At 73.0% G+C, this 26,760-nt stretch carries 9 protein-coding genes, 1 rRNA gene and 1 pseudogene; 3 read left to right on the top strand and 8 right to left on the bottom strand.

The annotated features are described in order from the left end of the window. The first annotated feature begins 10 nt into the window (after positions 1-10). The 3 genes from rrf to ACFWZH_RS32645 all read left to right on the top strand — a co-directional run bounded on the left by rrf (position 11) and on the right by ACFWZH_RS32645 (position 2,750). Positions 11-127 (top strand): 5S ribosomal RNA (gene rrf, locus ACFWZH_RS32655). A gap of 69 nt (positions 128-196) precedes the next feature. Next, positions 197-421, top strand: coding sequence for a hypothetical protein (locus tag ACFWZH_RS32650; protein WP_384439557.1), 225 nt, complete (start codon positions 197-199; stop codon positions 419-421). A 214-nt stretch (positions 422-635) separates the two neighbouring features. Then, positions 636-2,750, top strand: a complete 2,115-nt coding sequence (locus tag ACFWZH_RS32645) for a DUF2075 domain-containing protein (RefSeq protein WP_384439554.1) — start codon at positions 636-638, stop codon at positions 2,748-2,750. Between the two features lie 56 nt (positions 2,751-2,806). Here ACFWZH_RS32645 and ACFWZH_RS32640 read toward each other — a convergent pair whose 3' ends face one another. The 8 genes and pseudogenes from ACFWZH_RS32640 to ACFWZH_RS32605 form a co-directional block, all read right to left on the bottom strand. After that, the gene (locus tag ACFWZH_RS32640) at positions 2,807-2,935 is read right to left on the bottom strand and encodes a DUF6408 family protein (protein WP_384439552.1); all 129 of its coding nucleotides are present in this window, start codon (positions 2,933-2,935) and stop codon (positions 2,807-2,809) included. Positions 2,936-3,217: 282 nt separating this feature from the next. After that, complete coding sequence (locus tag ACFWZH_RS32635) at positions 3,218-5,107, bottom strand: DNA/RNA helicase domain-containing protein (RefSeq protein WP_384439549.1); 1,890 nt, start codon at positions 5,105-5,107, stop codon at positions 3,218-3,220. A gap of 335 nt (positions 5,108-5,442) precedes the next feature. Further along, complete coding sequence (locus ACFWZH_RS32630; RefSeq protein ID WP_384439546.1) at positions 5,443-6,822, bottom strand: helix-turn-helix transcriptional regulator; 1,380 nt, start codon at positions 6,820-6,822, stop codon at positions 5,443-5,445. Between the two features lie 712 nt (positions 6,823-7,534). After that, positions 7,535-8,335 (bottom strand): oxidoreductase, encoded by an 801-nt coding sequence (locus ACFWZH_RS32625; RefSeq protein ID WP_384439543.1) that lies wholly within the window; start codon positions 8,333-8,335, stop codon positions 7,535-7,537. A 71-nt stretch (positions 8,336-8,406) separates the two neighbouring features. After that, on the bottom strand, positions 8,407-8,871 hold the full coding sequence (locus tag ACFWZH_RS32620; protein ID WP_384439539.1) for a nuclear transport factor 2 family protein: 465 nt from the start codon (positions 8,869-8,871) through the stop codon (positions 8,407-8,409). 62 nt (positions 8,872-8,933) lie between these two features. Continuing rightward, positions 8,934-10,154, bottom strand: coding sequence for a cytochrome P450 (locus tag ACFWZH_RS32615; RefSeq protein ID WP_384439537.1), 1,221 nt, complete (start codon positions 10,152-10,154; stop codon positions 8,934-8,936). A gap of 56 nt (positions 10,155-10,210) precedes the next feature. Beyond that, positions 10,211-16,399 (bottom strand): type I polyketide synthase, encoded by a 6,189-nt coding sequence (locus ACFWZH_RS32610; protein ID WP_384439534.1) that lies wholly within the window; start codon positions 16,397-16,399, stop codon positions 10,211-10,213. 41 nt (positions 16,400-16,440) lie between these two features. Next, positions 16,441-26,759, bottom strand: a pseudogene (locus ACFWZH_RS32605) (SDR family NAD(P)-dependent oxidoreductase); the annotation flags it as partial. Position 26,760 lies beyond the last annotated feature (1 nt).

Below are 26,760 nucleotides of genomic sequence, written 5' to 3'. Positions count from 1 at the left end.
TTCATAGTGTTTCGGTGGTCATAGCGTTAGGGAAACGCCCGGTTACATTCCGAACCCGGAAGCTAAGCCTTTCAGCGCCGATGGTACTGCAGGGGGGACCCTGTGGGAGAGTAGGACGCCGCCGAACAAATTTTGAAATAGCCTCGTTCCCCGAGTTTCGACTCGGGGAACGAGGCTATTTGCGTTCTGGATCCGTTTGTCCCTTCCATGTGCCGATCGCCTGCGCCGGCTCTACAGGGCCGCCAGTCGGCTTGAACGTGACGCGCTGGTCTTCACCACGCTCGCCGAGGGCCGGGCCGGCCGCCGTCTCTATGACGTCGACTGGCGACGGCAGACCTGGTGGCCGGCTGTCGACAACGCCTGCCACTTCGAGGCCAACGGTGAGTTCCGCCTCGTGGCTCGTTCGTGCAGCTGGGCGTGAAGGTCGACGGGCCGCTCGTAGTAGGCCTCGACGAGCGCCTGGGGCGCCTCGGGGGCGGTATCGCAGAGCGCGCCGAGCATCCAGCTGCAGTTTCTCGGTGAGCGGCCCTGTCCCTAAGATCTTCGTTATCGGTTGCGGCCCGACGGGCTTCCCCATGAGGACATGCCCCCACCCGCACGAGTCACTCGTGCCCAGGGGGAACTACGTCGTGTCCATGCTTCTGCTGAAGTTGGCAGCTCAGGATCTTCTTGACCTGAATTCGAGGCGTCGTATGGTGCCGCACCTCGCGGCCAGATGGCGACACTTCCGAGGAGCTGACGCATCGCTGACGGAACGTTCCGCATGGGCGGAAAGCCTGGTCAGCCTTGCAAACGACCTGGTTGCCGCCGATCGCGGGAACGTGGAGATGATCGTCGAGTGCGCCGCCACCCTCGACGAGACCGACCGGCCGGGTGACCCCAGACTCATCGATGTCGTTCTCGTGGGTCATCATCCGCAGGGGCGCCGATTGTCCGTCCAGCTCGTCGAGTTGAAGCGCTGGTCGACGGTGACCAGGGTGGAACGGGCAACCGCGGAGCTGGTGCACGTAGCGGGGATGGACAGCAAGAAGCACCCGGCTCTGCAACTACGCGACTACTACGAGGCGTTCACGAGCAGCAGGGGCCCGCTTCACGGGCTCGACTTCGAATGCGGTGGATTCGCCTACCTGCACAACGCCACCGAGGCGTCGGTGCAGGCGCTCATCGACGTGGACAGTCCGACGGGGCCGTACGCCCATGTGTACACGAACGACCGGCGCGAAAGGCTGCTGTCCGACCTCCGGCAGCATTTCACCGATGAAGGTGGCGCTTCAGCCGCCGAGATACTCCTGCGAAGCATGGGCTTGCGCAATACGCCGCTGCTCGACGCCATGATTTGGTCCCGCGGAGACGACACCGTCTTTACCCTGCGCGGCCGGCAGAAGGTGGTCGCCGACCAGATTCTGGAAACGGCTTCCAAGATCCTCCCGGATCCCCGGCGTCCTGCCCTTGTCCCGGACGAGCGGCGGGTGATCTTCCTGGTGACCGGTGGCGCCGGCACCGGCAAGAGCGCCATCGGCCTCCAGATCAAGGCGGAGCTGGAGGCCCAGGGCCGGACGGTCAAGTACGCCAGCGGTAGTCGGGCGTTCAACGGCGCTGTTCAGGAGCATGTCGGTTACGGGGACCGTGAGTTCCGGGAGACCTTCACCTATTTCAGCAGTTTCGTGACCCCGCCGGACCCACCGCTGGACGTGCTGATATGCGACGAGGCGCACCGCATTCGTGACCGCTCGACCAGCCGCTTCTGGAAGCCCGAACAGCAGGGCACACAGCCTCAGGTGGATGAGCTCCTCGACGCGTCCCGCCTGACGGTGTTCTTCCTCGACGAGGGGCAGTCCGTACGGCCGAACGAGGTGGGTACCGTCAGCCTGATCGAGGACGCAGCCAGGCGGCGCGAGGCCCATATCGCGCGATACGGCCTCCGGGAGCAGTTCCGGTGCGGCGGCAGCGACGCATACATCCGCTGGGTCCGCGCTGTGCTCGGCGTGACGGATGAGGCGCCGGAGCAGTGGACACCGGACGGACTCATGCACGTCGAGGTGGCGGACAATCCGGAGGAGCTCGAACGGATCATCCGCACCGAAGCCCTCGCCGGTGCATCCGCGCGCATGGTTGCGGGCTACTGCTGGCCATGGACCAAGCCACTGGGCAAGGACAAGCGGCTGGAGGCAGACGTCCGCATCGGCGACTGGCACAGGCCGTGGAACGCGGACAGCGAGACTTTCTGTGAGAACGAGGCGCCACCGTCGAAGATCTGGTCCGTGCACGAGAACGGCCTCGGCCAGATCGGCTGCGTATACACGGCGCAGGGTCTCGAATGGGACTGGTGCGGCGTGATCATGGGTGAGGACATGGTGCGCCGCGACGGCCGATGGGTGTTCCGTCGGGGCAAGGACCGCCAAGGCCCGGAGGCGGGCGTCAAGCGTGTGGCCGTCCCCGGATCGTTCGACCCGAAGGTGAAGGCCGGCAGCGTCGACGACGAGGAGTTCGCACGGCTCGTCCGCCATGCCTACCACGTGTTGATGACCCGGGCGAGCCGGGCGACGGTGCTCTACTCCGTGGACGAGGAGACGCGGGACTACCTGAAAGAGCAGGTCGGAGAGGTTCAGATCCACGGCCTGCGCCCCACCTGGGAGAACCTGCCGCAAGAGGCACGGGTACCGCACCTGCCCCGGCCCAGGCGAGGAAAGCGTCCCCGCCGGAACCGGAAGAGGCCTGATGCACAGGGGCCGGATCTGCGGCTCTTCTGACCGGCACTGCTGAACAAGGGGAGTGGCGGGCTCTCCGGGCCCGCCACATGCCTGCGTCAGAAGAGCAGGCGCGCTGCCGCGGTCAGCGCCGCCACCACGACATTGGCGGTGACGCCGATGGCGACGTCGACCAGGATCTCGCGAAGCCGGTTACGACGTGCAGGCTTGAACTCGACGGGGTTCATGCGTGACCACTCCTCGGTATGAGCTGGAAGTGGCAGGGATCGCCCTACCGGGCATCCGCACTCACACCACGTGCAGCACGCGATGGAAACCACTCGTCAGTCACAGCCGAGGACCGGCACTGAACTCCGCTGACGTACCCTCCGGGAAGATGCGCAGCGTCAACCACACTAGTACACCCCTGAGTTGGGCGTGTTCGACTTCCGGTCGCCGGGCTCAAGTCGTGTTGGCTGTTCAGGGGCCTGACCGTGCGGCGAGAAGCGTGCCGTTCCGCCGAGCGGACCTCATCCTCGGGCCGCACCGTCGCCGGTCGGTGGGATCAGGGAGCGGAGTTTCGCGCGGGTCTCCGGGTCCGTCGAGTAGACGATGGTCCCGATCATGCCCCGGGTCAGCAGCACCTTGTAGGTGTTGCGGACCAGCCGGTCGACGTCCTCGTCCGGGGTGGTCTTGGTGAAGGAAGGGTCCTTGGACGCGGTGCGATCCACGACCCAGCGGTCGGTCCGCCAGACGAGGTCCGGACCCATGATCACGCCCGACCAGTCGTACTCGAAGCCCTGCGCCGTGTACACACACCCGATCTGGCCGAACCCCGCGGGGTCGGTGGCCCAGAGCGGCGCCGGCGGCGCACCGAGGAGGGCGCGGTCGCCGTAGAGGTTCCACGGCCTCGCCCAGTCCCCGATGGTCACGTCGGTGGGCAGTGCGGTCATGCTCGGAGTGAGCTTCGTCGTCCACTTCCAGCAGTAGCCGGCGGACATGCGAGCGCCGAAGTCCTCGGCCCGACGCGCGGCCAGGAAGTCCTCCAACTCCTGGGGGGTGTCGGCGGTCAGCAGGTGCACCTTGGAGTCCGGCTCCCACAGCACGGGTCCGTCGCCTTCCAGCCCCAGCAGGCTGGTCACCCACCGCAGATAGGCGTCACTGCCACCGCACCGGAACTGGCTGTCCAGTTCCACCACCGTGCACTCCAGACCCTGCTCGGCCGCGGCCTGCCGGATCTGGTCCACCGTTCCCATCTCGCCGGGACGCACCACCTGGTGCTGGTCCAGCAGGAACACCGGTACCCGGGCGGCGTCGATCAGCTCGGCCACCTGCGGTCGTCCGGTGCGCAGCGCTGCCTTGGTGTAGCGATTGGCGGAGGTCTTGCGGAGGCGATGCGCCTCGTCGCAGACCAGCACGTCGAGATCGTTGGGCTCGGCCTCCATGAAGCTGTTGAAATACCGGAAGAGCTTTTGGACTTCGGGCTTGCGGGCGCCCGCGACCTTGCGCATCGTCTTGGTGAACGACTGCGATCCGGTGGCGTGCAGGGTCGGCACCCCGCGCCGGTAGAGATCGCCCAGCAGGGACAGGGCGATCACGCTCTTTCCGGAGCCCGGGCCGCCGGCCACGACCACGACCTGCTTGTGGTTGGATCGGCGCGCCTGCCGGACCGCGGACATCACCGTCTCGTAGGCGAGCCGCTGCTCGTCCAGCAGCACGAACTGCTCCCGGCCGCGGACCTCTTCGGCAGCAACGGCCATGAGCTGCTTGGACGGCCGGACCTTGCCCTGGAGCAGGGCGTCGGCGGCTTCGGCGCCGGGCTTGGCCGCCAGCCTCGAACGCAGATAGCTCAGGAAGGCGCCGCGCTGGTCACCCGTGAACATCCTGCCCCGATGGTCCTCGGTGACAGCCCGCAACCCCGCCACCCCGAACTCGGTCGCGTTGTGCAGGTAGGCCACCCCGGCGATCGACTCAGGGCTGTGCTCCAACGCCCCGTTGAACGACACCAGGTAGTCGCAGTAGCCACGTACCTGCTCGATCGGGTTCAGGACCGGCCCCGGGTAGGCGGGGATGCGGCAGCGCAGCGGGTCGTCGTCCTCCGGGTAGGCCTCGCTCCACTGCTTGAGTTCGACCACGACGTACGACGGCGCGCCAGTGGCGGGGTGTATGCCGGCGAGTATCACGTCCGCGCGCTTGCTGGTCAGTGGCAGCCCGTACTCCAGCAGCATCTCGACCTCGCCGAGTCCCGCTTCCACCAGCGCGTTGGTCAGCGCGGGGATACTGCGCTCCCAGGAACGGACCTCCGCCGGCTGGGGCCGATGGTGGTGTCTGTGCAGGAAGTTCTCGGTCAGGAGTTCCGCCAGCCGTCCTTCGAGGTAGGTGCGGTCGGCCAACGATGCCGCGGACTCACGGAACAGCAAGAAAATGCCCCCAGGCAGCACGAAGTGACTCGTGCGGGTGGGGGCATGTCCTTCTGTTCCGCGGAGGCGGAGCGGAAGCCCGTCGGGCCGCTGAGATGGTGCCAGCCATCCTAGAACAGGGGGTGGATCACGGTCCGGGCTGTGGATACCGCCGTCTGGCACGAGGACCCGTCGGGCTGAGGCCGTCGGCCGACAACGATTGCGTGCGTCGGGCCTGTGCCGTCTGACCCGCGATTCGAGTTCGGTATGTGCGGGGGCACCGTCGAGGCAGGCAGCCGTCGAAAGCCGCTTCGTTCAGTGGGAAAGGGGCGGCCTGTTCTGCGTCGGCGCAGCGGTCAGTTCGGCATGTCCCTCAGCAGTCTGAGGATTTTCGGGTGGTCGAAGGCGTTGCCGAGGGGGTCGGTGGGGGGGACCTGGTCGGGGTGTTGTTCGGTGAGTTCTTTTCGGATTTCGGTGAGGTGCTCTATTCGGGCCAGGTAGTCCGGGAGGAGGGTGTCGATGTGCTTTGCGGCTTCTTTTGGGTCGCTGGGCATCAGGGCGCGGACCAGGTGTTTGTATTCCTCGGGGGCTTCGAGGGGGGCGCGGCGGCGGGGGAGTTTTTTGATGACCGTGTACGGGTCGACTTCCTCGAAGGCCCAGGTTTCGTCGCTCTGTTCCGTGGCCCAGACGACGGTGCCCCGTTCGCGGGAGAGGGTCAGCTGGTGGCGCGGGCCGGCGAGGCGGCTGAGGAGGGGGAGCGGAACGGCGTGCGGGCCGGCCAGTTTGGCCGCATCCCGCAGGGAGGGGACGGAGAAGTACGCGCCGGCGGTGGGGTGCGGCTGGGAGGCGCCGCTTGCCGGCGCTGTGTCGTAGGGGGTGCTGAGGGTCGCGTCGTCGGTGGACTTCGGCTCGCATTCGTCCTTGAGCCAGGTGACGACGACCAGACGGGAGTTGGGGAGGCCCGCCGGGTAGAGGACGTTGCTCACCACGTGGATGATCTCGTAGTCGTGCCGGGGCAGGGCCTGGAAGAAGTGGCGGCCCTCACCGCTCTTGCGCACCTCGGAGCTCGCGTGCCACAGCCGTTCGCAGTCGGGGTCCTGGAGGATGTAGGCGAGCAGCTTTTGCAGTTCGGGGTTGTGGGGGTGCTCGGCGAGGGCGAAGCGGAGCTGTTCCAGGTAGATGGCGGCGTGGTGCTCCCAGTTGATGAACTGGCGGCGGGCTTCCTTGCTGCGCAGGGCCCAGCGCATCAGGTTCGCGCCCCGCTCCCGTACCCAGGGGTACCACTCGGCCATGGCGGTGTTGTAGCCGATGATGTCCCAGCTGAGGTCGCTGATGTACGCCGGGCTGGGCATCTGCTGGTCGAGCAGGAGCTGCAGCAGGGTCGCCGCTTCGGAGCTGAGGGCCGGGATGGTGGTGGTGACGGCGCCGCCCAGGGCGTAGAGGTGGAGGGTCGTCTCCTGGTCGGGGCCGAGCATCAGTTCCCGGGCGAGCGCGTCGAGGATGGCGCGCTCCAGGCGGGGCGTGGCGCCGCCTTCGAGGTCGATGTACCAGCGCACGCTGCGGCCGATGGCCTGGGCCACCTCTTTCTGGGTGAGCGGCCTGCCGAGTCCCCGCTTCTCGCCGGCGGCCGCGCGCCAGGCCCGTAGCAGACCGGCCAGGCCCATGAGTTCGAGGGGAGTGAGCGCCGCTTCCCGGTCGCCCGAGGAGTCGTGGGGTAGGGGTGCGGACTCGGGCATGCTCCTGTCCTCCGTAATTGGGAACGGGCCCCAGGGTGCGAAGTGGGGTCGGTAACCGCCTCCGCGGACTCGTTCTCCAGCGACGAATGCCAGGCCAACGCCTTCGAGGCGGGACAAGAGGTTGAAGCAAAAACCGGCCTGCCGGTCGGTAGATGCTCAATGGAGCGGGGGGCGCAACACTTTGTACACCGTTTTGCCGCAGCTGTAAAAAATTGCACCTCGGTGGCACCGGTAAGAATCCTCACCTTCCGCCCGGCGGGGTGAGTAATTTCGGCCAGTGAGGGGGCCGGGGAGATTGTCGGTCATGTTTTGGGAAAGTCCGCGGTGTGGTGGGGGTGGGGTGTGGTGGGGGTGCTCGGGGTGGTGGGGTGGGGTGCGGAAAGTGGGGCAAAGGGGGGTGAGTGGGGTGGGGAGGGGGGAGTTGGGCGGTGGAGAGGGGGGAGTTGGGTGGTCGGGTGTGGGGCGGAATCTTTGGTGGTGTGGGGGTGGGGGTGGTGTCGGGAGGGGTGGAATCCGGCCTGTTGTTCGATCGGGGGGTGCTCAGTGGTTCGGGCCGGCGTCAGGAATGAGACGCCGGCCCGAACGGTCCGTCAGGGGGAGGGGATGTCTGGTAGGGGGTGAGGGGAGAGGGGTGGGGTGGTGGGGAGGGGTGGTGGGGTGCGAAGGGTGTCCGGGCTGAGGTGGTGGCTTGTGTGGGGGGTGGGGGTGGGGTTTACACCTGCGGGAGGGCGCCGGCGTCGATCACGTAGCCGGCGCCGGTGATGCGCCGGGCGCGGTCCGAGGCCAGGAAGGCCACGAGGTCGGCCACGTCGGTCGGCTCGGTGATGCCCTCCATCGGGGCGCCTTCGGCCTCGACGATCATGTGGACGGCCGCATCGCCGTCCTGGCCGGTGGCCCCCATGATGTTCTCCGCGACCATGTCCATGGCGGGCGTTTTGACCAGGCCGGGGAGCACGCTGTTGACGCGTACGTTGTGCGGGGCGACCTCGGTCGCCAGCCCCTTGGCGTAGTTGATGAGCGCCGCCTTCGCCGCCCCGTAGTGCAGCAGGGCGCCGGCCGGACGGCGGGCGACGGTCGAGGCCACCTCGATGATCACCCCGCTGCGCCGTTCGATCATCGACGGCAGGACGGCCCGGTCCAGCCGTACCGCGGCGAGGTAGTTCGTCATCAGCGCCTCGACCCAGTCCTCGTCGGGGATCGAGGCGGAGCCGCCGAAGTGCGGCATGCCGCCGCTGCTCGCGCCGCCCGCGTTGTTGACGAGTATGTCGACCCCGCCGAGCAGTTCGAAGGCGGCGTCGGCCAGGTGCTCGACGCCTTCCCGGGTGCTCACGTCGGCGGTGACCAGCCGTACCGCATCCGGAAGTCCCGGCGCCTCTTTGCGCGCCGAGGTCACCACCGTCGCGCCCTCCTCGACCAGGCGCGAAACGATTGCCAGGCCGATACCGCGGGTGCCGCCCGTGACGAGTGCGCGCTTTCCCCGCAGGCCTGTCGATGTGCTGTTCCCCTGGGCCATGATGTGCTCCTGTCTTCGTAGCGGTGTGGTGGTGAAGGGGCCGGTGGGCTACGGGCGCGGGCTCGGCGCGCTCAGTTCGCTGCCTTTGCCCGTTGCCGTTCCGCGGCGATATCCGCGATGTTCTTGTTTCCTTCCGCCCAGAGAATCGACATCGCCAGCTCGTCGATCTTCCAGCTGCCGCCGGATCGCACGAGATGGAAGCGGTAGGTTCCGCCGATGCGCCACAAAGGGGAGCCCAGCGGGTTTTCCAGCCGGTGGGTCGCCTGGAAGGAGGCGGTGCACTCCGCGGTGTCGCCGTCCAGGGTCACCAGATGATTGGTCATCAGGTGCTGGGAGGCGTCGTAGCCGCCCAGCACCGCGACCCAGGAGTCGATGAGCTCCGTGGCCGTCAGCGTGACCGGCGTGCCGCCGAGCAGGCTGGTGTAGTCCAGGAGAACTTTGTGGGTGAACAGGGCGGTGGCCTTGTCCCATTCGTGGCGGTCGGTGTGCCAGCCCATGCGATCGCAGGTCTCGATGATCGCGTAGCGGTCGTCCATGCGTGCTTCCTTACCGGGAACGAGATGCGGGCGGAGGGAGGGGGCGCCTTGCGGGGTGGCCCCTACCAGGTGACGGGGAGGTCGTGCAGGCCCTCCAGCGTCATGCCGACCTTCATGGAGACCTGGTCCATCGGGACGGCCAGCCGGAGCGTGGGAATCCGCTTGAACAGGGTGCCGAAGAGGATCTCCAGCTCGGCCCTGGCCAGGTTCTCGCCCAGGCACCGGTGGGGTCCGTGGCCGAACGCCAGATGGCCCTGGGTGGAGCGGCGGATGTCGAAGGTGTCGGGGGCCTCGAAGGCGCTGGGGTCGCGGTTGGCCGCGGCGGTCGAGAGGATGACGCCGTCGCCCTCCTTGATCACCTGCCCGGCCACCTCCACGTCGGTGGTGGCGACGCGCAGCGTGGTCAGGTCGGCGATGGACAGAAAGCGCATCAGCTCCTCCACCGCGCCGGGCAGCAGCTCGGGGTCCTCGCGCAGCATCGCCAGCTGGTCCGGGTGCTCCAGCAGCGTCAGGGTGCCCAGACCGATCATGCTCGTGGTCGTCTCCTGACCGCCGATCAGCAGGGCGACCATGAGCTTCGACACCTCGATCGAGGTCAGCTCACCGGTGTTCAGCCGTTCCGTGATGAGCGTGCTGAGCAGGTCGTCGCCCAGGTTGGTCTGCTTGGCCTGTACGACCTTGACCAGGTAGTCGAGCAGCTCGCGGCCGGCCTCGACGGCCTTCTCCAGATCGGGGGCCTGCATGATGCCCTGGGCGTGCACCTCGAAGAGCTCGTGCTCCTCGTAGGAGATGCCGAGCATCTTGCAGATCACCCGCGAGGGCAGCGGCCGGCCCAGCACCGAGACCAGGTCGACCGGCCCCCCGTGCCGCAGCAGTTCGTCGATGAGCTCGTCGGCCACCTGCTGGATCATCGGCCGGAGCCGCTCCACCTGCTTGGCGGTGAAGCGCGGCAGCAGCATGCGCCGACGGGACTTGTGCGGCTCCCCGTCCAGGCCGAACAGCTCCTGGGTGAACTCGGGGAAGTTCTTCTCCCGTTCGGCCAGGATCGGGAAGGCCGGGTTGTCGTGGTCGGAGGAGAAGAGCTTGGCGTCGGCGAACATCTCGCGCGTCTCCTTGTGCTGGGTGACCAGCCACGCGGTCCGGCCGTCGTACAGCCGTACCTGGGAGAGCGGGCCCTCCTCGGCGAGTTCGGTGTACTCCGTCGGCGGGTGGTAGGGGCAGCCCCGCCGCATCGGGTACTCGTGCAGTTCCTCGCCGGTCGTCGCCGTCGATGTCTCGGTCATTTCGGTTCTCCTTCGTTCGGAGTGGACGGAGCGTTGGTCTCGGGGGCCGTGGTCTGTCACGGGCCGGGACGGTGGGAGGGGGCGGCGGTGAGCCAGGCGTGCACCGACCGTGCGACCGCTTCGGCGTCGTCCTCCACGATCGTGAAGTGGTCGCCGGGTACGCGCTCGACCGCCATGGGGAACGCCAGGGCGCGCTCCGTGGCCTGGGGCGCCGTCGCCGTGTCGCCGTCGGCGGGCATCGGGTCGGTGGCCTGGATCATGACGGTGGGTGCCTGGGTGGCGGCCGGCGTGAAGTCGGCGAACATCCGCAGATAGGCACCCATCGCGGTCCAGCGGACGTGGTCGATCCGGCCGAAGGTCTCCTCCCGGTCGAACATGCCCCGGGTCAGCGCCGGTTGGACCGACGGCAGGTTGTCGTCGACGAAGTAGGTGTCCAGCAGCACCACGGCCGACGGGCCGCGGCCGCGCCGCTCCAGACATCCGGCCACGGCGTTGGCGAGCCAGCCGCCGGAGGAGTATCCGGCCAGGGCGTACGGGGCGTCGCCCGCACAGCGCAGGACCGCATCGGCCTGGGTCTCCACCATGGTGGCGAAGTCGGCGGGCAGTAGCTCGCCCGCCACGAAGCCCGGCACCGGCAGCACCGACACCTCGCGGAGCCCGTCGAGAGCCGAGGCGAAGCGCGCGTACTGCAGCGGGCTCGACGACGCCCCGACGCTGGGGAAGCAGATCAGGGCGGGGCGCTCGGGGCCCTCGGACAACCGGAGCGGTTCCGCGGCGGCGCCCTCCTGGCCGGCCGTGAACGTCGGCCGCAGCCTGGAGGCGGCTGCCAGGAACTCGTTCGCCTCGCTGATCCTGTCCTCCCCGCAGGCCTGCCGGTACAGGGCGTCGATGGTGTCCTCCGGCTGGGCGCCGCCGCCCTGACCGGGCCGGTCGGCGGCCAGCAGTTCGCCCAGCCGTACGGCGAGCGCCGCCGGCGTGCCGCTGTCGAACACGACCGTGGCGGGCAGTCGCAGGCCGGTCGCCTCGCCGAGCGCGTTGCGCAGCTCCACCGCGGTCAGCGAGTCGAACCCCGACTCCAGGAACGGCCGGGAGTCGTCGAACTCCTCCGCCGCGGTGTGCCCCAGCACGCCGGCCGCCCGCGCGCGCACCAACTCGCGCAGCGCCGTGGCCAGTTCCTCCTCGCCGAGTTCGGTCAGCGGCCGGGCCGCCGGGGCCGGCTTCGGACGTGCCGCGGGGAGCAGTCCGCGCAGCGCGGCCGGTACGCCCGACCGGTCCGCCGTGCCGCGCAGCACCGCGGTGTCCAGGCGCATCGGGACGAGCAGCGGGTCGTCGCCCGCCCAGGCCGCGTCGAACAGGGCCAGGCCCTCCGCGGAGGTCAGCGCGACCACACCGGTGCGCGCGAGCCGGGCCAGGTCGTTGCGGTCCAGCGTGCCGGTCATGCCGCCCTGCCGCTGTTCCCACGGCCCCCAGGCCAGCGAGAGAGCGGGCAGCCCCTGGGCGGCCCGGTGCTGCGCCAGCGCGTCGAGGAAGGCGTTCGCCGCGGCGTAGTTGCCCTGGCCCGCGGCGCCCAGGACGCCGGCCGCCGAGGAGAACAGCACGAACGCCGACAGGTCGGCGTCGCGGGTCAGTTCGTGCAGGTGCGCCGCCGAGTCCATCTTGGCCCGCAGGACCGCGTCCACCCGCTGCGGTGTCAGCGACGTGAGCACGCCGTCGTCGATCACACCGGCCGTGTGCACCACGGCGGACAGCGGATGCGCGGCGGGGACGGCCGCCAGCAGCTCCGCCAGCGCGTCCCGGTCGGCCACGTCGCAGGCGGCGACGGTGACCTGGGCGCCGAGCCCGGCCAGTTCGGCGGTCAGCTCCGGGGCGCCGTCGGCCGCCCGGCCGCGGCGGCTCGCCAGGACCAGGTGCCGTACGCCGTGCCGTTCGACCAGCCATCGGGCGACCTGCGCACCGAGGCCTCCGGTGCCGCCGGTCACCAGTACGGTGCCGTCGGGGTCCAGCGAGAGGTCCTGCCGCCCGCCGGGCACCGCCACCCGGGCGAGCCGGGGGGCGAGGAGCTCGCCGGCCCGTATCGCCAGCTGCGGTTCGCCGGTGCCGAGCGCCGCGGCCAGTGCGCGCCGCGACTCCTGTGCCCCGTCGGTGTCGATCAGGACGAAGCGGTCCGGGTTCTCGGTCTGCGCGGAGCGGATCAGGCCCCACACGGGCGCCTGGGCGAGTGCCGGGCCGTCCTCGTCGGGGCCGGTGGCCACCGCGCCCCGGGTCACGAAGGCCAGCCGGGTTCCGGCGAAGCGCGGGTCGGCCAGCCACGACCGGGCCGCCGCCAGCGCCTCGTGGACGGCGCCGCGACCCGCCGCCGCGGCATCCGCGCCGTCGGCGGGCGCGCCGATGGCCAGCACCACCGCGTCCGGTACCGGCGCGCCCGCGGCGACCGCCTCGCCCAGTTCCGCCAGACCGGTGCCGCGCACGACCCGGACTCCGGCGGACGCAAGGCCCAGGGCCGGGTCGGCGCCGTCCGCGCCCACCACGGCGCATGTGCGCACCGGCGCCGCCTCGGGCACCTCGACCCGGGGCCAGTCGACGCGGAAGAGCGCATCGCGCCGGACGCCGCCCGCGGCCCGGATCTGCTCGCGGGTGACCGGCCGCAGCACGAGGGACCGCACCGAGGCCACCGGCCGGCCGTCCTCGTCCGCGGCCGCCACCGCCACGCTGTCGGGCCCGGCCGGCGCGAGCCTGACGCGCAGGGCCGAAGCCCCGGTGCGGTGCAGTGCCACGCCGTTCCAGGAGAACGGCACCCGGGCCCCGTCCTCGATCAGACCGCCCAGGCCGACGCCGTGCAGCGCGGCGTCCAGCAGCGCGGGGTGCACGCCGAAGTCGCCGGCCCCGCCCGTGTCCTGCTGCGGCAGCGCCACTTCGGCGAACAGTTCCGTGCCGCGCCGCCAGGCTGCCCCAAGGCCGCGGAACACCGGGCCGTAGCCCAGGCCCGCGGCGGCGAGATCGTCGTAGAGGTCCGACACCGCGACCTCGGTGGCGCCTTCGGGGGGCCACACCGCGAGCCGCTCGGGCTCCTGGCCGGCCGGGGCGCCCAGGAGGCCGGTGGCGTGCCGGGTCGGCTCCTCCTGCGGTGGTGCGTCCTCGGGCCGGGAGTGGATGCTCACCGGACGGCGTCCTGCGTCGTCCGCGGCGCCGACGAGGACCTGGACGTGCACGGCGCCGTGCTCGGCGAGCACCAGCGGCGCCTCCAGGGTGAGTTCCTCGACCTCGGGCAGGCCGGTCTCCCGGCCGGCGGCCAGGGCCAGGTCCACCAGCGCGGTTCCGGGCAGCAGCGGGCTGCCGAGCACCGTGTGGTCGGCGAGCCAGGGGTGGTCCGCCGACGACAGCCGGCCGGTGAAGAGGGTGGTGTCCCCCGTCGGCAGGTCGAGGGCGCCGCCGAGCAGCGGATGGCCGACACCGCGCAGTCCCGCCAGGTGCGCCTGCCCCGCGCCCGGTCCTTCCTGTTCCGCGTCGAGCCAGAAGCGCCGGCGCTGGAACGGATAGGTCGGCAGGTCGACCGGCCGGGCCCCGGTGCCCGAGAAGTACGTCGTCCAGTCCACTGGGGTGCCGTGGGCGTACAGCCGGGACACGGCCGCGACCAGCGTCTCCTCCTCGGACCGGTCGGCCCGCGCGGTCGCGGCCAGCACCGCGGCGCCGTCGTCCGCGAGCGCGCTCTGCGCCATGGGCGTGAGCACGCCGTCCGGTCCCAGTTCCAAGAACCGGCCGGCGCCGCGGGCTTCGAGGGTGCGGACCGCGTCGAGGAACCGCACCGCCTGGCGTGCGTGGCGTACCCAGTAGTCGGGCGAAGCCAGCTGCTGCGCCGTCGCCACGTCCCCGGTCAGGGTGGACACCAGCGGGATCCGCGGTGCCCGGAAGTCCAACTCCGCGGCCACCGCGCGGAACGCCTCCAGCATCCCGTCCATGTGGGGGGAGTGGAAGGCGTGGCTCACCGTCAGCCGCCGGGTCTTGCGCCCGCGTGCGGCGAACGCCCGCGCGCTCTCCTCCACCGCGGCCTCGTCGCCGCTGAGGACGAGCGAGGACGGCCCGTTGACCGCCGCGACGGCGACCCTGCCGTGGAAGTCCTCCAGGAACGGCAGCACCTCCTCCTCGGTGGCCTGGACGGCGACCATCGCCCCGCCGGAGGGCATCTGCTGCATCAGCCGGCCCCGCTGCGCCACCAGAAGCGCGGCATCCGGCAGGGACAGCACGCCGGCCGCGTGCGCCGCGGCCAGCTCGCCGATCGAATGGCCCGCGACGAAGTCCGGACGCAGGCCCCAGCGCTCCAGCAGCCGGAACAGCGCCACCTCGAAGGCGAACAGCGCCGGTTGGGCGTAGGCGGTGTGGTCCAGCAGGCCCTCGGCGCCCGCGTCGCCGGAGACCACCTCCTTGAGCGGGCGGTCCAGATGGGCGTCCAGCTGCTCGTAGACCGTGTCCAGCGCGTCGGCGAACGCCGGGAACGCGGCGTACAGCTCCCGCCCCATCTCCCGGCGCTGGCTGCCCTGACCGGTGAACAGGAACGCCAGCGGGGACGTGCCGGACACGCCGCGGACCAGGCCGGGCGCGGCGCCTGCGTCGGCCAGGGCGCCGAGCGCCCGGCGCACCTGGTCGCGGTCCCGGGCCACCACGACCGCGCGGTGGTCGAGCGCCGGGCGCCGGCTCAGCGACCAGGCCGTGTCGACCGGCCGCTCGCCGGGCCGCTCGTCGAGGTGCGCCACCAGCCCGCGGGCCTGCGCCCGCAGCGCCTCGGCGCTCTTCGCCGACAGCAGCCAGGGCAGCACCACGCCGTCGTCGTCGAAGCCCTCCGCGGCCTCGCCGCCCGTCTCCTCCCGGGGCGCCTGCTCCAGGACGACGTGTGCGTTGGTGCCGCTGACCCCGAAGGACGAGACGCCCGCCCGGCGCGGACCGGTGCCCTCGGGCCAGGCGCGTTGCCGGGTCAGCAGCTCGACGCCGCCGGCCGACCACTCCACGTGCGGCGTCGGCTCGTCGATGTGCAGACTCGCCGGCAGCACGCCGTGCCGCATCGCCATCACCATCTTGATCACCCCGGCGACGCCGGCGGCGGCCTGGGTGTGCCCGATGTTGGACTTCACCGAACCCAGCCACAGCGGGCGGTCCGCGGGGCGGTCCTGGCCGTACGTCGCCAGGAGGGCCTGCGCCTCGATCGGGTCGCCGAGGCGGGTGCCGGTCCCGTGCGCCTCGACGGCGTCCACGTCGGACGGCGACAGCCGGGCCTGGGCCAGCGCCTGGCGGATCACCCGCGCTTGCGAGGGGCCGTTCGGCGCGGTCAGCCCGCTGCTGGCGCCGTCCTGGTTGACGGCGGAGCCGCGGATGACGGCCAGCACCGGGTGGCCGTTGGCCTGCGCGTCCGAGAGCCGCTCCAGCACCAGGACGCCGGCGCCCTCGCCCCAGCCGGTGCCGTCGGCCGCCGCGGCGAAGGACTTGCACCGGCCGTCGGAGGCCAGCCCGCCCTGGCGGCTGAACTCCACGAACACGCCCGGGGTGGACATCACCGTCACGCCGCCGGCCAGGGCCAGGGAGCACTCCCCGGAGCGCAGCGCGCTGCTCGCCAGATGCAGCGCCACCAGCGACGACGAGCACGCGGTGTCCACCGTCACCGCGGGACCCTCCAGCCCGAAGGTGTACGACAGGCGGCCGGAGGCGACGCTGCCGGCGCTGCCGTTGCCGAGGTAGCCCTCCAGCGCCTCCGGGGCGTGGGTGAAGCGGCCGCCGTAGTCGCTGTACATCACGCCGAGGAAGACACCGGTCCGGCTGCCGCGCAGGGAGTCCGGGGCGATCCGCGCCCGCTCCAGGACCTCCCAGGTCAGCTCCAGCATCAGGCGCTGCTGGGGGTCCATCGCCAGCGCCTCGCGCGGACTGATCCCGAAGAACTCCGGGTCGAACTCCGCGGAGTCGTACAGGAAACCGCCCACCCCGGCGTGCGACCTGCCCGGTCCCTCGGCGTCGGGGTCCAGCAGCCGGTCGAGGTCCCAGCCCCGGTCGGTCGGCAGCCCGGAGAGGGTGTCGCGGCCGTCGGCGACCAGCCGCCACAGGTCCTCGGGGCTGGTGGCGCCGCCGGGGAACCGGCAGGCCATGGAGACCACGGCGATCGGCTCCCGGGCCCGGGCCTCCACCTCGTCCAGGCGCTGCCGCGTCTGCTGCCCCTCCGCGATCGCCCGCTTGAGGTATGCGCGGAGCTTGTTCTCATCCGCCATGCGTTCCCCACCTTTCCGACAGCCGGCACGACGGCTGGTCAATTGGCATTGCTGAACCGGTTGTCCACCAGGTCGAACAGTTCCTCGTCACTCGCCGCGTCGAGTCCCAGGTCCGTGTCGTCGTCGCGCCCGGTCAGCTCGGTCAGCAGCTCCGACAGCAGCTCCAGGGCCCGCTCGCGCACCTCGTCCCCCTGCTGCGTGGCGCGCAGCCCGGCCGCCAGCCGGTCGACGCCGGCGAGGACGTCGGCGGCGGACCGGTCCCCGTCCGGGGCCAGCAGCGCGCCGAGGTGCCGGGCGACGGCCTGTGGCGTGGGGTGGTCGAAGACCAGGGTGGTCGGCAGGCGGCGCCCGATCGCGGCGGCGAGCCGGTTGCGCAGCTCGACGGCGGTCAGCGAGTCGAAGCCCAGCTCCAAAAAGCCCCGGGTGTCCGCGATCTCGTCCGGGGAGCGGTGTCCCAGCACCGTCGCCACCGTGGTGCGCACGAGTTCCAGCAGCACCCGCTCCCGCTCGTCCTCGGGCAGCGCCTCCAGGCCCTCGACCGCCGTCGGCTCCGACGGGCCCACGGCGCCGCGCCCGGGGGCCGCGGCTCTGCGCACGGCGGGGCCCGCCAGGGTGCGCAGCACCGGCGGGACCGCACCGGAGGCGGCCCGCGCCCGCAGCGCCGCCGCGTCGATCCGCAGCGCCGCCAGCACCGCGTCCCCGTCCGCCAGCGCCCGGTCGAACAGCTCCAGGCCCTCCTGCGAGGACAGCGGCCGCATTCCCGAGCGCGCGATCCGGGCCAGGTCCACCTCGCCGAGGTGGCCGGTCATCGCGCTCTGCTGCTCCCAGAAGCCCCAGACCAGCGACGTGGCGGGCAGGCCGGCGGCCCGGCGGCGCTGCGCCAGCGCGTCCAGGGCGGCGTTCGCCGAAGCGTACGCCGCCTGCGCGGCCGTCCCCAGGACGCCCGAGGCCGACGAGAACAGCACGAAGGCCGACAGGTCCGCCCCGCGGGTCAGTTCGTCCAGGTGCGCCGCCGCGTCGGTCTTCGGGCGGGCGACACGGCCGAGCCGCTCCGGTGTCACATCGGTCACCATCGCGTCGTCCAGCACACCGGCCGCGTGGATCACGGCGGTCAGCGGGGCGTTGCCGGGGATCCGCGCCAGCAGCGCGGCCAGGGCGTCGCGGTCGGCCACGTCGCACGCGGCCACCTCCGCCGTGGCGCCCAGCTCGGCCAGCTCCGCCACCAGCTCCTCGGCTCCCGGAGCCGCCGGGCCCTGACGGCCCACCAGCAGCAGGCGGGTGGCGCCGTGCCCGGTCACCAGATGACGGGCCAGCAGCCTGCCGAGCAGACCGGTACCACCGGTGATCAGGACGGTCCCCTCGGCGAACGGCCGCTGCCGCTCCCGCGGTTGCGCCGGTTCGCCGGCCTTGGCCAGCCGCGGCACCAGGGCCTCGCCGGCGCGCACGGCGACCTGGGGTTCGCCGGTGGCCAGCGCCGTGGCCAGCTGCTCGGCGGGCGGGGCGGCGCCGTCGAGGTCGACCAGGACGAACCGGTCGGGATGCTCGGTCTGTGCCGATCGCACCAGCCCCCAGACCGCCGCCTGCGCGGAGTCCGGGACGTCGTCGGGGTGCGCCGCCACCGCGCCCCGGGTCAGGAACACCAGCGGCAAGTCCGCGAGCCGGTCGTCGGCGAGGTGGGCCTGCAGCAGCTCCAGTGCCCGCAGCGTCGTCGGCCGCACGGCGTCCATGCCGTCGCCGTTCGACGGGTCCGCGGCGCAGGACACCACCACGACGTCGGGCTCCGGCCCGCCCGAGCCGAGGCTCTCGCCCAGCGCGGCCAGATCGGGGTGGGCCGCCACCGCGGCCGGTGCGTCCGGGCTCTCCTCGAAGCCGGGAGTGGAGCCCACCAGCGCCCAACTGCCGGGCGGTGCCTGCCGCGCGGTCGGGGCGGCCGGCCAGGTGAGCCGGTACAGCCCGTCGTTCCGGGGCCGGTGCGCGGGAGCCAGCCGGGCGGGGTCGACCGGCCGCAGGGCCAGCGAGTCCACCGTGGCCACCGGGTTGCCGGCCGGGTCGGTGAGGGTGACCGTCACGGCGTCCGTGCCCGCCGGCGACAGCGCCACCCGCAGCGCGGACGCCCCGACGGCGTGCAGCGAGACGTTGCTCCACGAGAACGGCAGCAGCAGGGGCCGCTCCTTTGCCGGCCCCGCGCCGTCCTCGCCGGCGGTCAGCCCGACGGCGTGCAGCGCCGCGTCCAGCAGCGCCGGATGCAGGCCGAAGGCCTCGGCGTCGGCGAGGTGTTCCTCGTCCAGCCGCACCTCGGCGAGGACCGATGCGCCCTGCCGCCAGGCGGAGCGCAGTCCCTGGAAGGCCGGCCCGTAGGCGTAGCCCCGGTCGGCCAGCCCGGTGTAGTGGTCGCCGACGTCGAGTGCGACCGCGTCCGCCGGGGGCCAGGCCGCGCCCTGGGGCGCGGGCGCCGGTCCGTCCTCGACCAGGACACCGGCCGCGTGCTGCGTCCAGGGCTCCTCGTCCCCGCTCCTGGAGTGCACGCTGACGCTCCACCCCTCGGCGTCGGCCCGGTCGGCGGCGACCACCTGCAGCGTCACCTCGCCGTCCTCGGGCAGCGCCAGCGGGGCCTGGATCGTCAGCTCCTGCACCCGGCCGGCGCCGAGCAACCGACCGGCGTGCAGGGCCAGTTCGAGGAACGCCGTGCCGGGCAGCAGCACCGTGCCGTGTACCGCGTGGTCGGCGAGCCACGGATGGGACCGGGCCGAGACCCGCCCGCTGAGCACCAGCCCGTCCCCGGTCGCGGTGGCGACGACCGCCCCGACCAGCGGGTGGTCGCCCGCCGCGAGGCCGGTCGCGGTGACGTCCGCGCCGGTGTCCCGGTCGTCCAGCCAGTAGCTCTGCCGCTGGAAGGCGTACGTCGGCAGGTCCACCCGCGCGGCCTCGCGGCCCGCGAACACCGGCGCCCAGTCGACGTCGACGCCGTGCGCGTACAGCCCGCCGGCCGCGCGCAGGAAGCCGTCCAGCCCTCCGTCGTCCCGGCGCAGCGACCCGGTCACCAGCGCGCCGGTCACCTCGGCGTGCTCCATCGTCTCCTGCATCGGCACGGTCAGCACCGGATGCGGGCTGATCTCCAGGAAGGTGTCGTATCCGCTGGTCGCCAGCTCCCGGGTGACCTCCGCCAGCCGGACCGGCTGCCGCAGGTTGCGGTACCAGTAGTCGGCCCGCAGGTCGTCCGCCTGGAGGAAGGTGCCGGTGACCGTCGAACAGAACGCCACCCGCGGCGCGTTCGGGGTGATCCCGGCCAGCGCCCGGTGCAGGTCCTCGCGGACCGCCTCGACGTGCGGGGAGTGCGAGGCGTAGTCCACCGGGATGCGGCGCGCCCGCACACCGTCCTCGTCGCACCGCGCCATCAGCTCGTCCAGCGCCTCGCCGTCGCCGGACACCACGACCGAGGAAGGGCTGTTGACCGCAGCCACCGACAGCCGCTCGCCCCAGGGCGCGAGCAGCGCTGCGGCCTCGTCCTCGCCCAGCGCGACGGTGACCATGCCACCGCGGCCGGCCAGTGCCCGCAGCGCCTTGCTGCGGACGGCCACCACCCGGGCCGCGTCCGCCAGCGACAGCGCGCCCGCCACGCACGCGGCGGCGATCTCGCCCTGCGAATGGCCCACCACCGCGTCCGGTTCCACGCCCACCGAGCGCCACAGCGCGGCCAGCGACACCATCACCGCGAACAGCGCCGGCTGCACGATGTCGACCCGCTCCAGCCAGTCGTCGTCCGCCTCGCCGCGCAGCACCTGGAGCAGCGACCAGTCCACATGCGGTGCCAGCGCCGCGGCGCACTCCTCGACGGCCTCCCGGAAGACCGGTGAGGTCTGCAGCAGTCCGGCGGCCATGCCGGCGAACTGCGAGCCCTGGCCGGGGAAGACGAACACGGTCTTCGCCCGCTCCGCCGGCGCCGTGGCACCCTCCCCGTCGCCCGTGACGACCGCCGGCGACTCCTCGCCGCGGGACAGCGCCACCAGGCCCTTGACCAGTTCGCTCCGGTCGGCGGCGACCACGACCGCACGGTGCGCGAAGACCGACCGGGTCGTCGCCAGCGCGTGGCCGATGTCCGCCGCGGCCACCTCGGGCCGGGCGTCGGCGTACGCGCCCAGCCGCGCCGCCTGCGCCCGCAGCGCCTGGCGGCTCACCCCGGACACCACCCACGGCAGCGCCGAGGGGCCGGCCGCCGCGGGGGCGGTGTCCGGCACGGCGGCCTCGGCGGCGACGTCGTCGGGGGAGGCCTGCTCCAGGACGACGTGTGCGTTGGTGCCGCTGACCCCGAAGGACGAGACGGCCGCCCGGCGCGGCCGGTCGTTCGCCGGCCACGGCCGCTCCTCGGTCAGCAGCCGCACCGCGCCCGCCGACCAGTCCACATGCGTCGTGGGCGCGTCCACGTGCAGCGTCCGCGGCAGGACGCCGTGCCGCATCGCCATCACCATCTTGATCACTCCGGCCACACCGGAGGCCGCCTGCGTGTGCGCGATGTTGGACTTCACCGACCCCAGCCACAGCGGACGGTCCGCCGCCCGGCCCTGGCCGTAGGTCGCCAGCAGCGCCCGGGCCTCGATCGGATCGCCCAGGGTGGTCCCCGTGCCGTGTGCCTCGACCGCGTCGACGTCGGCGGGCGAGAGCCGGGCGTCGGCCAGCGCCTCCTCGATCAGCCGCTGCTGGGACGGGCCGTTGGGGGCGGTCAGACCGTTGCCGGCGCCACCGTGGTTGACGGCGGAGCCGCGGATGACGGCCAGCACCGGGTGGCCGTTGCGCCGCGCGTCGGAGAGCCGCTCCAGCACCAGCGCGCCGGCGCCCTCGCCCCAGCCGGTGCCGTCGGCGGCCTCGGCGAAGGACTTGCACCGGCCGTCGGAGGCCAGCCCGCGCTGCCGGCTGAACTCCACGAAGGCGTTCGGGGTGGCCATCACGGTCACCCCGCCGGCCAGGGCCAGGGAGCACTCCCCGGAGCGCAGCGCGTGGCACGCCTGGTGCAGCGCCACCAGCGAGGACGAGCACGCGGTGTCGATGGTCACCGCGGGACCGGTCAGCCCGAGGACGTAGGACGTCCGCCCGGCCGCCACGGCCGCGGTGGAGCCGGTCAGCCGGTAGCCGGCCGCCTCGTCGTTCGTGCTGACCCGCGACGGGAAGGCGTACCCCTGGTGCGTCAGCCCGACGAAGACCCCCGAGCGGCTGCCCCGCAGGGACACCGGGTCGATGCCGGCCCGCTCCAGCGCCTCCCAGACGACCTCCAGCCACAGCCGCTGCTGGGGGTCCATCGCCAGCGCCTCGCGCGGGTTGATCCCGAAGAACTCGGCGTCGAATCCCGCCGCGTCGTCGAGGAAGGCGCCGGTACGGACGTAGCTCTTGCCCGGCCGGCCCGGCTCCGGGTCGTAGAGCGCCTCCAGGTCCCAGTTCCGGTCCTCCGGAAGCCCCGAGACGGTGTCGGCGCCGTCGGCGACCAGGCGCCACAGCTCCTCCGGGGACGCGACGTCCCCGGGGAAGCGGCACCCCATGGCGACGATCGCGACGGGCTCGTGCTCCCGCTGCTCGGCCTGGTCGAGACGGGCGCGGGTCTGCCGGAGCTCGGTGGTGACCAGCTTCAGATACTGGCGAAGTTTGTCCTCTGAGGTCGTCACGAGATTCCAAGCTCCTTGTTGACGATGTCGAATATCTCCTCGTCGGTGGCGAGCGTCAGCGCGTCGTCCCCGGCCGCCTCGGTGGTGCCGCCTTCGCGCTGGTCCCACTTCCACAGCAGCGACCGCAGCCGGGCGACGACCCGGCCGCGCGCGTCGTCGTCGGGCGCCAACGCCTCGACGGCCGCCTCCCACCGGTCCACTTCGGCGAGCACCGCGGTGATCCGCCCGCCGTCGGGCCGCAGTTGCTCGCGCAGGTGCCGGGCCAGCGCGGCCGGAGTGGCGTGGTCGAAGACCACCGTGGTCGGCAGGGCGAGACCGGTGGCCTCGTTGAGCCGATTGCGCAGCTTCAGCGAGGCCATCGAGTCGAACCCGAGGTCCCGGAACGCCGGCGCGGCCCGGACGTGGTCGGGTGTGCGGTGCCCCAGGGCGTCGGCCGCGTGCGTGCGCACCAGGTCCAGCAGCAGCCGCTCCTGGTCGTCCTCGCCCAGCGCCGCGAGCCGCTCTTGCAGGGCGTCGGCCCGGCCGGGCCCCGCGGTGCCCTGGACGGCGCGCCGCGCGTCGGGCAGGTCGTTCAGCAACGCGCGGGAGCGGGACATGCTGTACGCGGGGGCGAACCGGTCCCAGTCGATGGCGGCGAAGGCCGTGTGGGTCTCGTCGCGGTCGAGGGCCGCGCGCAGACCCGCCAGGGCCGTCTCCGGGGCCATCAGCGGTACGCCGCGCTCGCGCAGGCGCTCGCCCGCGCCGTCGGCGGCGGCCATCCCCCCGCCGTCCCACGCGCCCCACGCCACCGAGGTCGCGGCCTGGCCCCTGGCCCGGCGGGCACCGGCCAGCCCGTCCAGGAACGCGTTGCCCGCCGCGTACGCCGCCTGCCCGACGTTGCCCCACAGGCCGGCGCCGGAGGAGAAGAGCACGAACGCGTCGGGGGACCGGCCGGGGGACCCGTCGAAGACGGCGTCCAGGTTCCTGGCGCCCTCGACCTTGCCGGACAGCACCTCGGCGATCTCCGCCAGACCGCACTCGGCCAGCGGCTTCTCGGCCTGGACCGCGCCGGCCGTGTGCACGACGGTGCCGACCGGATGCTGCCGGGGCACCGACTCGACCACCCGCCGCAGTGCGTCCCGGTCGCCGAGGTCGCAGGCGGCGACGGTCACCTCGCTGCCCAGCCCCTTCAGCTCGGCGGTCAGCTCGGCCACCCCTGGGGCGTCGGGGCCGCGGCGGCTGAGCAGCACCAGATGCGGTACGCCCTGACCGGCCAGCCAGCGGGCCACCTGCGCGCCGAGCGCGCCCGTTCCGCCGGTCACCAGCGCGCTGCCCGTGGGCTGCCAGGCGCGCCGCACCGGCGCCTGCGCCAGCGGCGAGCGCACCAGCCGGCACCCGTGCACCCCGTCGGCCCGGACGGCCAGTTGGCCCTCGTCGCCCGGGTCGGCGAGGACGCCGACGAGGCGGGACAGGGCGGAGTCCGCCAGCGGCTCGGGCAGATCGATCAGGCCGCCGCGGCGCTCGGGCCGTTCGAGCGCCGCCACTCTGCCCAGCCCCCACACGGCCGCCTGCGCCGGATGCCGCACCGGCGCGTCGTCGGTGGCCACCGCGCCCTGGGTGAGGCACCACAGGGGGGCCTCGATCCCGGAGTCGCCGAGCGCCTGCGTCAGCACCGCCGTCGCCGCCAGTCCCCGGGTCAGCGCGGGCAGATCCGGCATCGGCCGTTCGTCCGCGGCCAGTACGGACAGCACACCCGCCAACGGCCCCTCTCCGGCGGCCTCCCGCAGCCGGCGGGCGAGCGCCGCCCGGTCGGTCCCGGCCGCGTCGAGGCCGAGGCGGAGCACCTCGCCGGCCCCGGCGCGCTCGCACGCCGCCAGCACCTCGGCCGCCGGGCCGTCCGCACCGTCGGAGGAGACCAGCAGCCACCGGCCGGTCAGCCGGTCCGGGCCGGCGTCGGGCAGCGCCGCCCAGTCGACGCGGTAGCGGTGGTCGTCCACCCGGGCCGGGTCCGCCTCCGCCGCGTCCGCCGCCAGCCAGAACCGCTCACGCTGGAAGGCGTACGTCGGCAGCTCCACCGGGCGGGCGCCGCTCCCGGCGAACACCTGGGGCCAGTCCACCGCGACGCCGCGCACATACACCTGGCCCAGCGCCGCCAGCAGTGCGCGCTGCTCGGGCTCGTCGCGGTGCGCCGCCGCGGCGAAGACCACGTCACCGGTGGCGGCGCACTCCTGGCCCATCGCCGCGAGCACCGCGTCCGGGCCGAGTTCCAGGAACGTGGTGGCGCCCTCGGCCTGAAGCGTCCGCACCGCGTCGAGGAACCTGACCGTCTCGCGGGCGTGCCGCGCCCAGTACTCCGGCGCGCACAGCTCGTCGGCGCTCGCCACGGCGCCGGTCAGCGCGGAGACGACCGGAATCCGCGGGGGGTCGAGGGTCACCCCCCGCACCACGGCGGTGAACTCCGCCACCATGGCGTCCATGCGGTGCGAGTGGAACGCATGGCTGACCCGCAGCCGCTTGGTGTTGCGGCCCTGGTCGGCGAAGTGCGCGGCCACCTCGGCGACGGCGTCCTCGTCACCGGCGACCACCACGGAGGTGGGGCCGTTGACCGCCGCGAGAGCGGCCCGGCCGGCCCGCTCCGCCAGCAGCGGCGCGACCTCGTCCGGTGTCGCCTGCACCGCGGTCATCGCCCCGCCCGGCGGGAGCGCCTGCATCAGCCGGCCCCGGGCGGCGGCCAGGGTGGCCGCGTCCGCGAGCGACAGCACCCCGGCGACATGCGCCGCGGCCAGCTCGCCGATGGAGTGGCCGGAGACGAAGTCCGCCCGCACCCCCCACGACTCCACCAGCCGGTACAGCGCGACCTCGACCGCGAACAGCGCCGGCTGGGTCCATCCGGTCTCGTCGAGCAGCCCCTCGGTTCCGGGCCGGCCGAAGACCACGTCGCGCAGCGGCCGGTCCAGATGCCGGTCCAGCTCGGCGCAGACCGCGTCGAAGGCCTCCGCGAACACCGGGTAGCGGGCGTACCACTCACGCCCCATGCCCACCCGCTGCGCGCCCTGGCCGGTGAACAGGAGGGCCAGCTTGCCGTCGGACACCTCACCGCGCGCACCGGCGGCGGGCTGCTCGCCACCGGCGAGCCGGCGAAGGCCGTCCGCCAGCTCGGCGCGGTCCGCCGCCACGACGACCGCCCGACGGTCGAACGCCGAACGCGTCGTGGCCAGGGAGTACGCCACGTCGGCGAGGTGCGCGGCCCGGTCGCCCCCGAGATGCCGGCGCAGCCGCTCGGCCTGGGCCCGCAGCGCGCCCTCGTCCCGGCCCGACACCAGCCACGGCAGCGCGAGTTCGGCCGCCTGGGGCGGGCGCGCGGCGTCCTCGTCGCGGTCGGCCGCGGGGGCCGCCTCGACGATCACATGGGCGTTGGTGCCGCTGATGCCGAAGGACGACACCCCGGCGCGCCGCGGCCGCCCCGGGTCCGGCCACTGCCGGGTGTCCGTCAGCAGCTCGACCGCGCCGGCCGACCAGTCCACATGGGTCGAGGGCCGGTCGACGTGCAGGGTCTTGGGGAGCACGCCGTGCCGCAGCGCCATCACCATCTTGATGACGCCGGCGACGCCCGCGGCCGCCTGGGCGTGCCCGATGTTCGACTTCACCGAGCCGAGCCACAGCGGGCGTTCGCGCTCACCGCCGAACGTCGCCAGGATCGCCTGGGCCTCCATCGGGTCGCCGAGCGGTGTGCCGGTGCCGTGCCCCTCGATCGCGTCGACGTCCGCGGTCGACAGGCCCGCGTCGTCCAGCGCCTGCCGGATCACCCGCTCCTGCGACGGCCCGTTCGGCGCGGTCAGCCCGCTGCTCGCGCCGTCCTGGTTCACCGCGGTGCCGCGCACCACCGCCAGGATGCGGCGGCCGTTGCGGCGGGCGTCGGACAGCCGCTCCAGCAGCAGCACCCCGGCGCCCTCGCTCCAGCCGGCCCCGTCCGCGGCGTCGGCGAAGGACTTGCAGCGGCCGTCGGGGGCCAGCCCCCGCTGCCGGCTGAACTCCACGAACGTCGACGGGGTCGACATCACCGTCACCCCGCCGGCCAGCGCCAGCGAGCACTCGCCGCGGCGCAGTGCCGAGGCCGCCAGGTGCAGTGCCACCAGCGATGACGAGCACGCGGTGTCCACCGTCACCGCCGGGCCCTCCAGGCCCAGGGTGTAGGAGATCCTGCCCGAGGCGACGCTGCCGGCGCTCCCCGTGCCGAGGTACCCCTCCACCTCCTCGGTCGCCACGCCGGGCCGGGCGCCGTAGTCGTGGTACATCACCCCGGCGAAGACACCGGTCCGGCTGCCCCGCAGCGCCAGCGGGTCGATACCGGCCCGCTCGACCGCCTCCCAGGACGTCTCCAGCAGCAGCCGCTGCTGCGGGTCCATGGCGAGCGCCTCGCGCGGCGAGACGCCGAAGAACCCGGCGTCGAACTCCGCCGCGTCGTAGAGGAACCCGCCCTCCCGCGTGTACGAGGTACCGGGCCGGTCGGGGTCGGCGGAGAACAGCGACGTCAGATCCCAGCCCCGGTCGGTGGGGAAGCCCGAGACGGCGTCCTTGCCGTCCAGGACCAGCTCCCACAGGTCCTCGGGGGAGCGCACGCCGGCTGGGTACCGACAGCCCATCCCGACGATCGCGATCGGCTCGACCGCGGCCCGCGCCGCGGTCCTGAGCCGCTCGTTCTCCTTCAGCGAAGCCCGTAGTGCTTCGACC

The sequence above is a fragment of the Streptomyces sp. NPDC059008 genome (assembly GCF_042749045.1).
Classification (GTDB): Bacteria; Actinomycetota; Actinomycetes; order Streptomycetales; family Streptomycetaceae; genus Streptomyces.
This window is presented reverse-complemented; position numbering and strand designations above follow the sequence as displayed.

What these genes read in the sequence shown, in the direction of transcription:
- ACFWZH_RS32645 (WP_384439554.1), top strand. Translation starts at nt 636, where the DNA reads ATGCTTCTGCTGAAGTTGGCAGCTCAGGATCTTCTTGACCTGAATTCG.
- ACFWZH_RS32640 (WP_384439552.1), bottom strand. Translation starts at nt 2,935, where the DNA reads ATGAACCCCGTCGAGTTCAAGCCTGCACGTCGTAACCGGCTTCGCGAG.
- ACFWZH_RS32630 (WP_384439546.1), bottom strand. Translation starts at nt 6,822, where the DNA reads ATGCCCGAGTCCGCACCCCTACCCCACGACTCCTCGGGCGACCGGGAA.
- ACFWZH_RS32625 (WP_384439543.1), bottom strand. Translation starts at nt 8,335, where the DNA reads ATGGCCCAGGGGAACAGCACATCGACAGGCCTGCGGGGAAAGCGCGCA.
- ACFWZH_RS32620 (WP_384439539.1), bottom strand. Translation starts at nt 8,871, where the DNA reads ATGGACGACCGCTACGCGATCATCGAGACCTGCGATCGCATGGGCTGG.
- ACFWZH_RS32615 (WP_384439537.1), bottom strand. Translation starts at nt 10,154, where the DNA reads ATGACCGAGACATCGACGGCGACGACCGGCGAGGAACTGCACGAGTAC.
- ACFWZH_RS32610 (WP_384439534.1), bottom strand. Translation starts at nt 16,399, where the DNA reads ATGGCGGATGAGAACAAGCTCCGCGCATACCTCAAGCGGGCGATCGCG.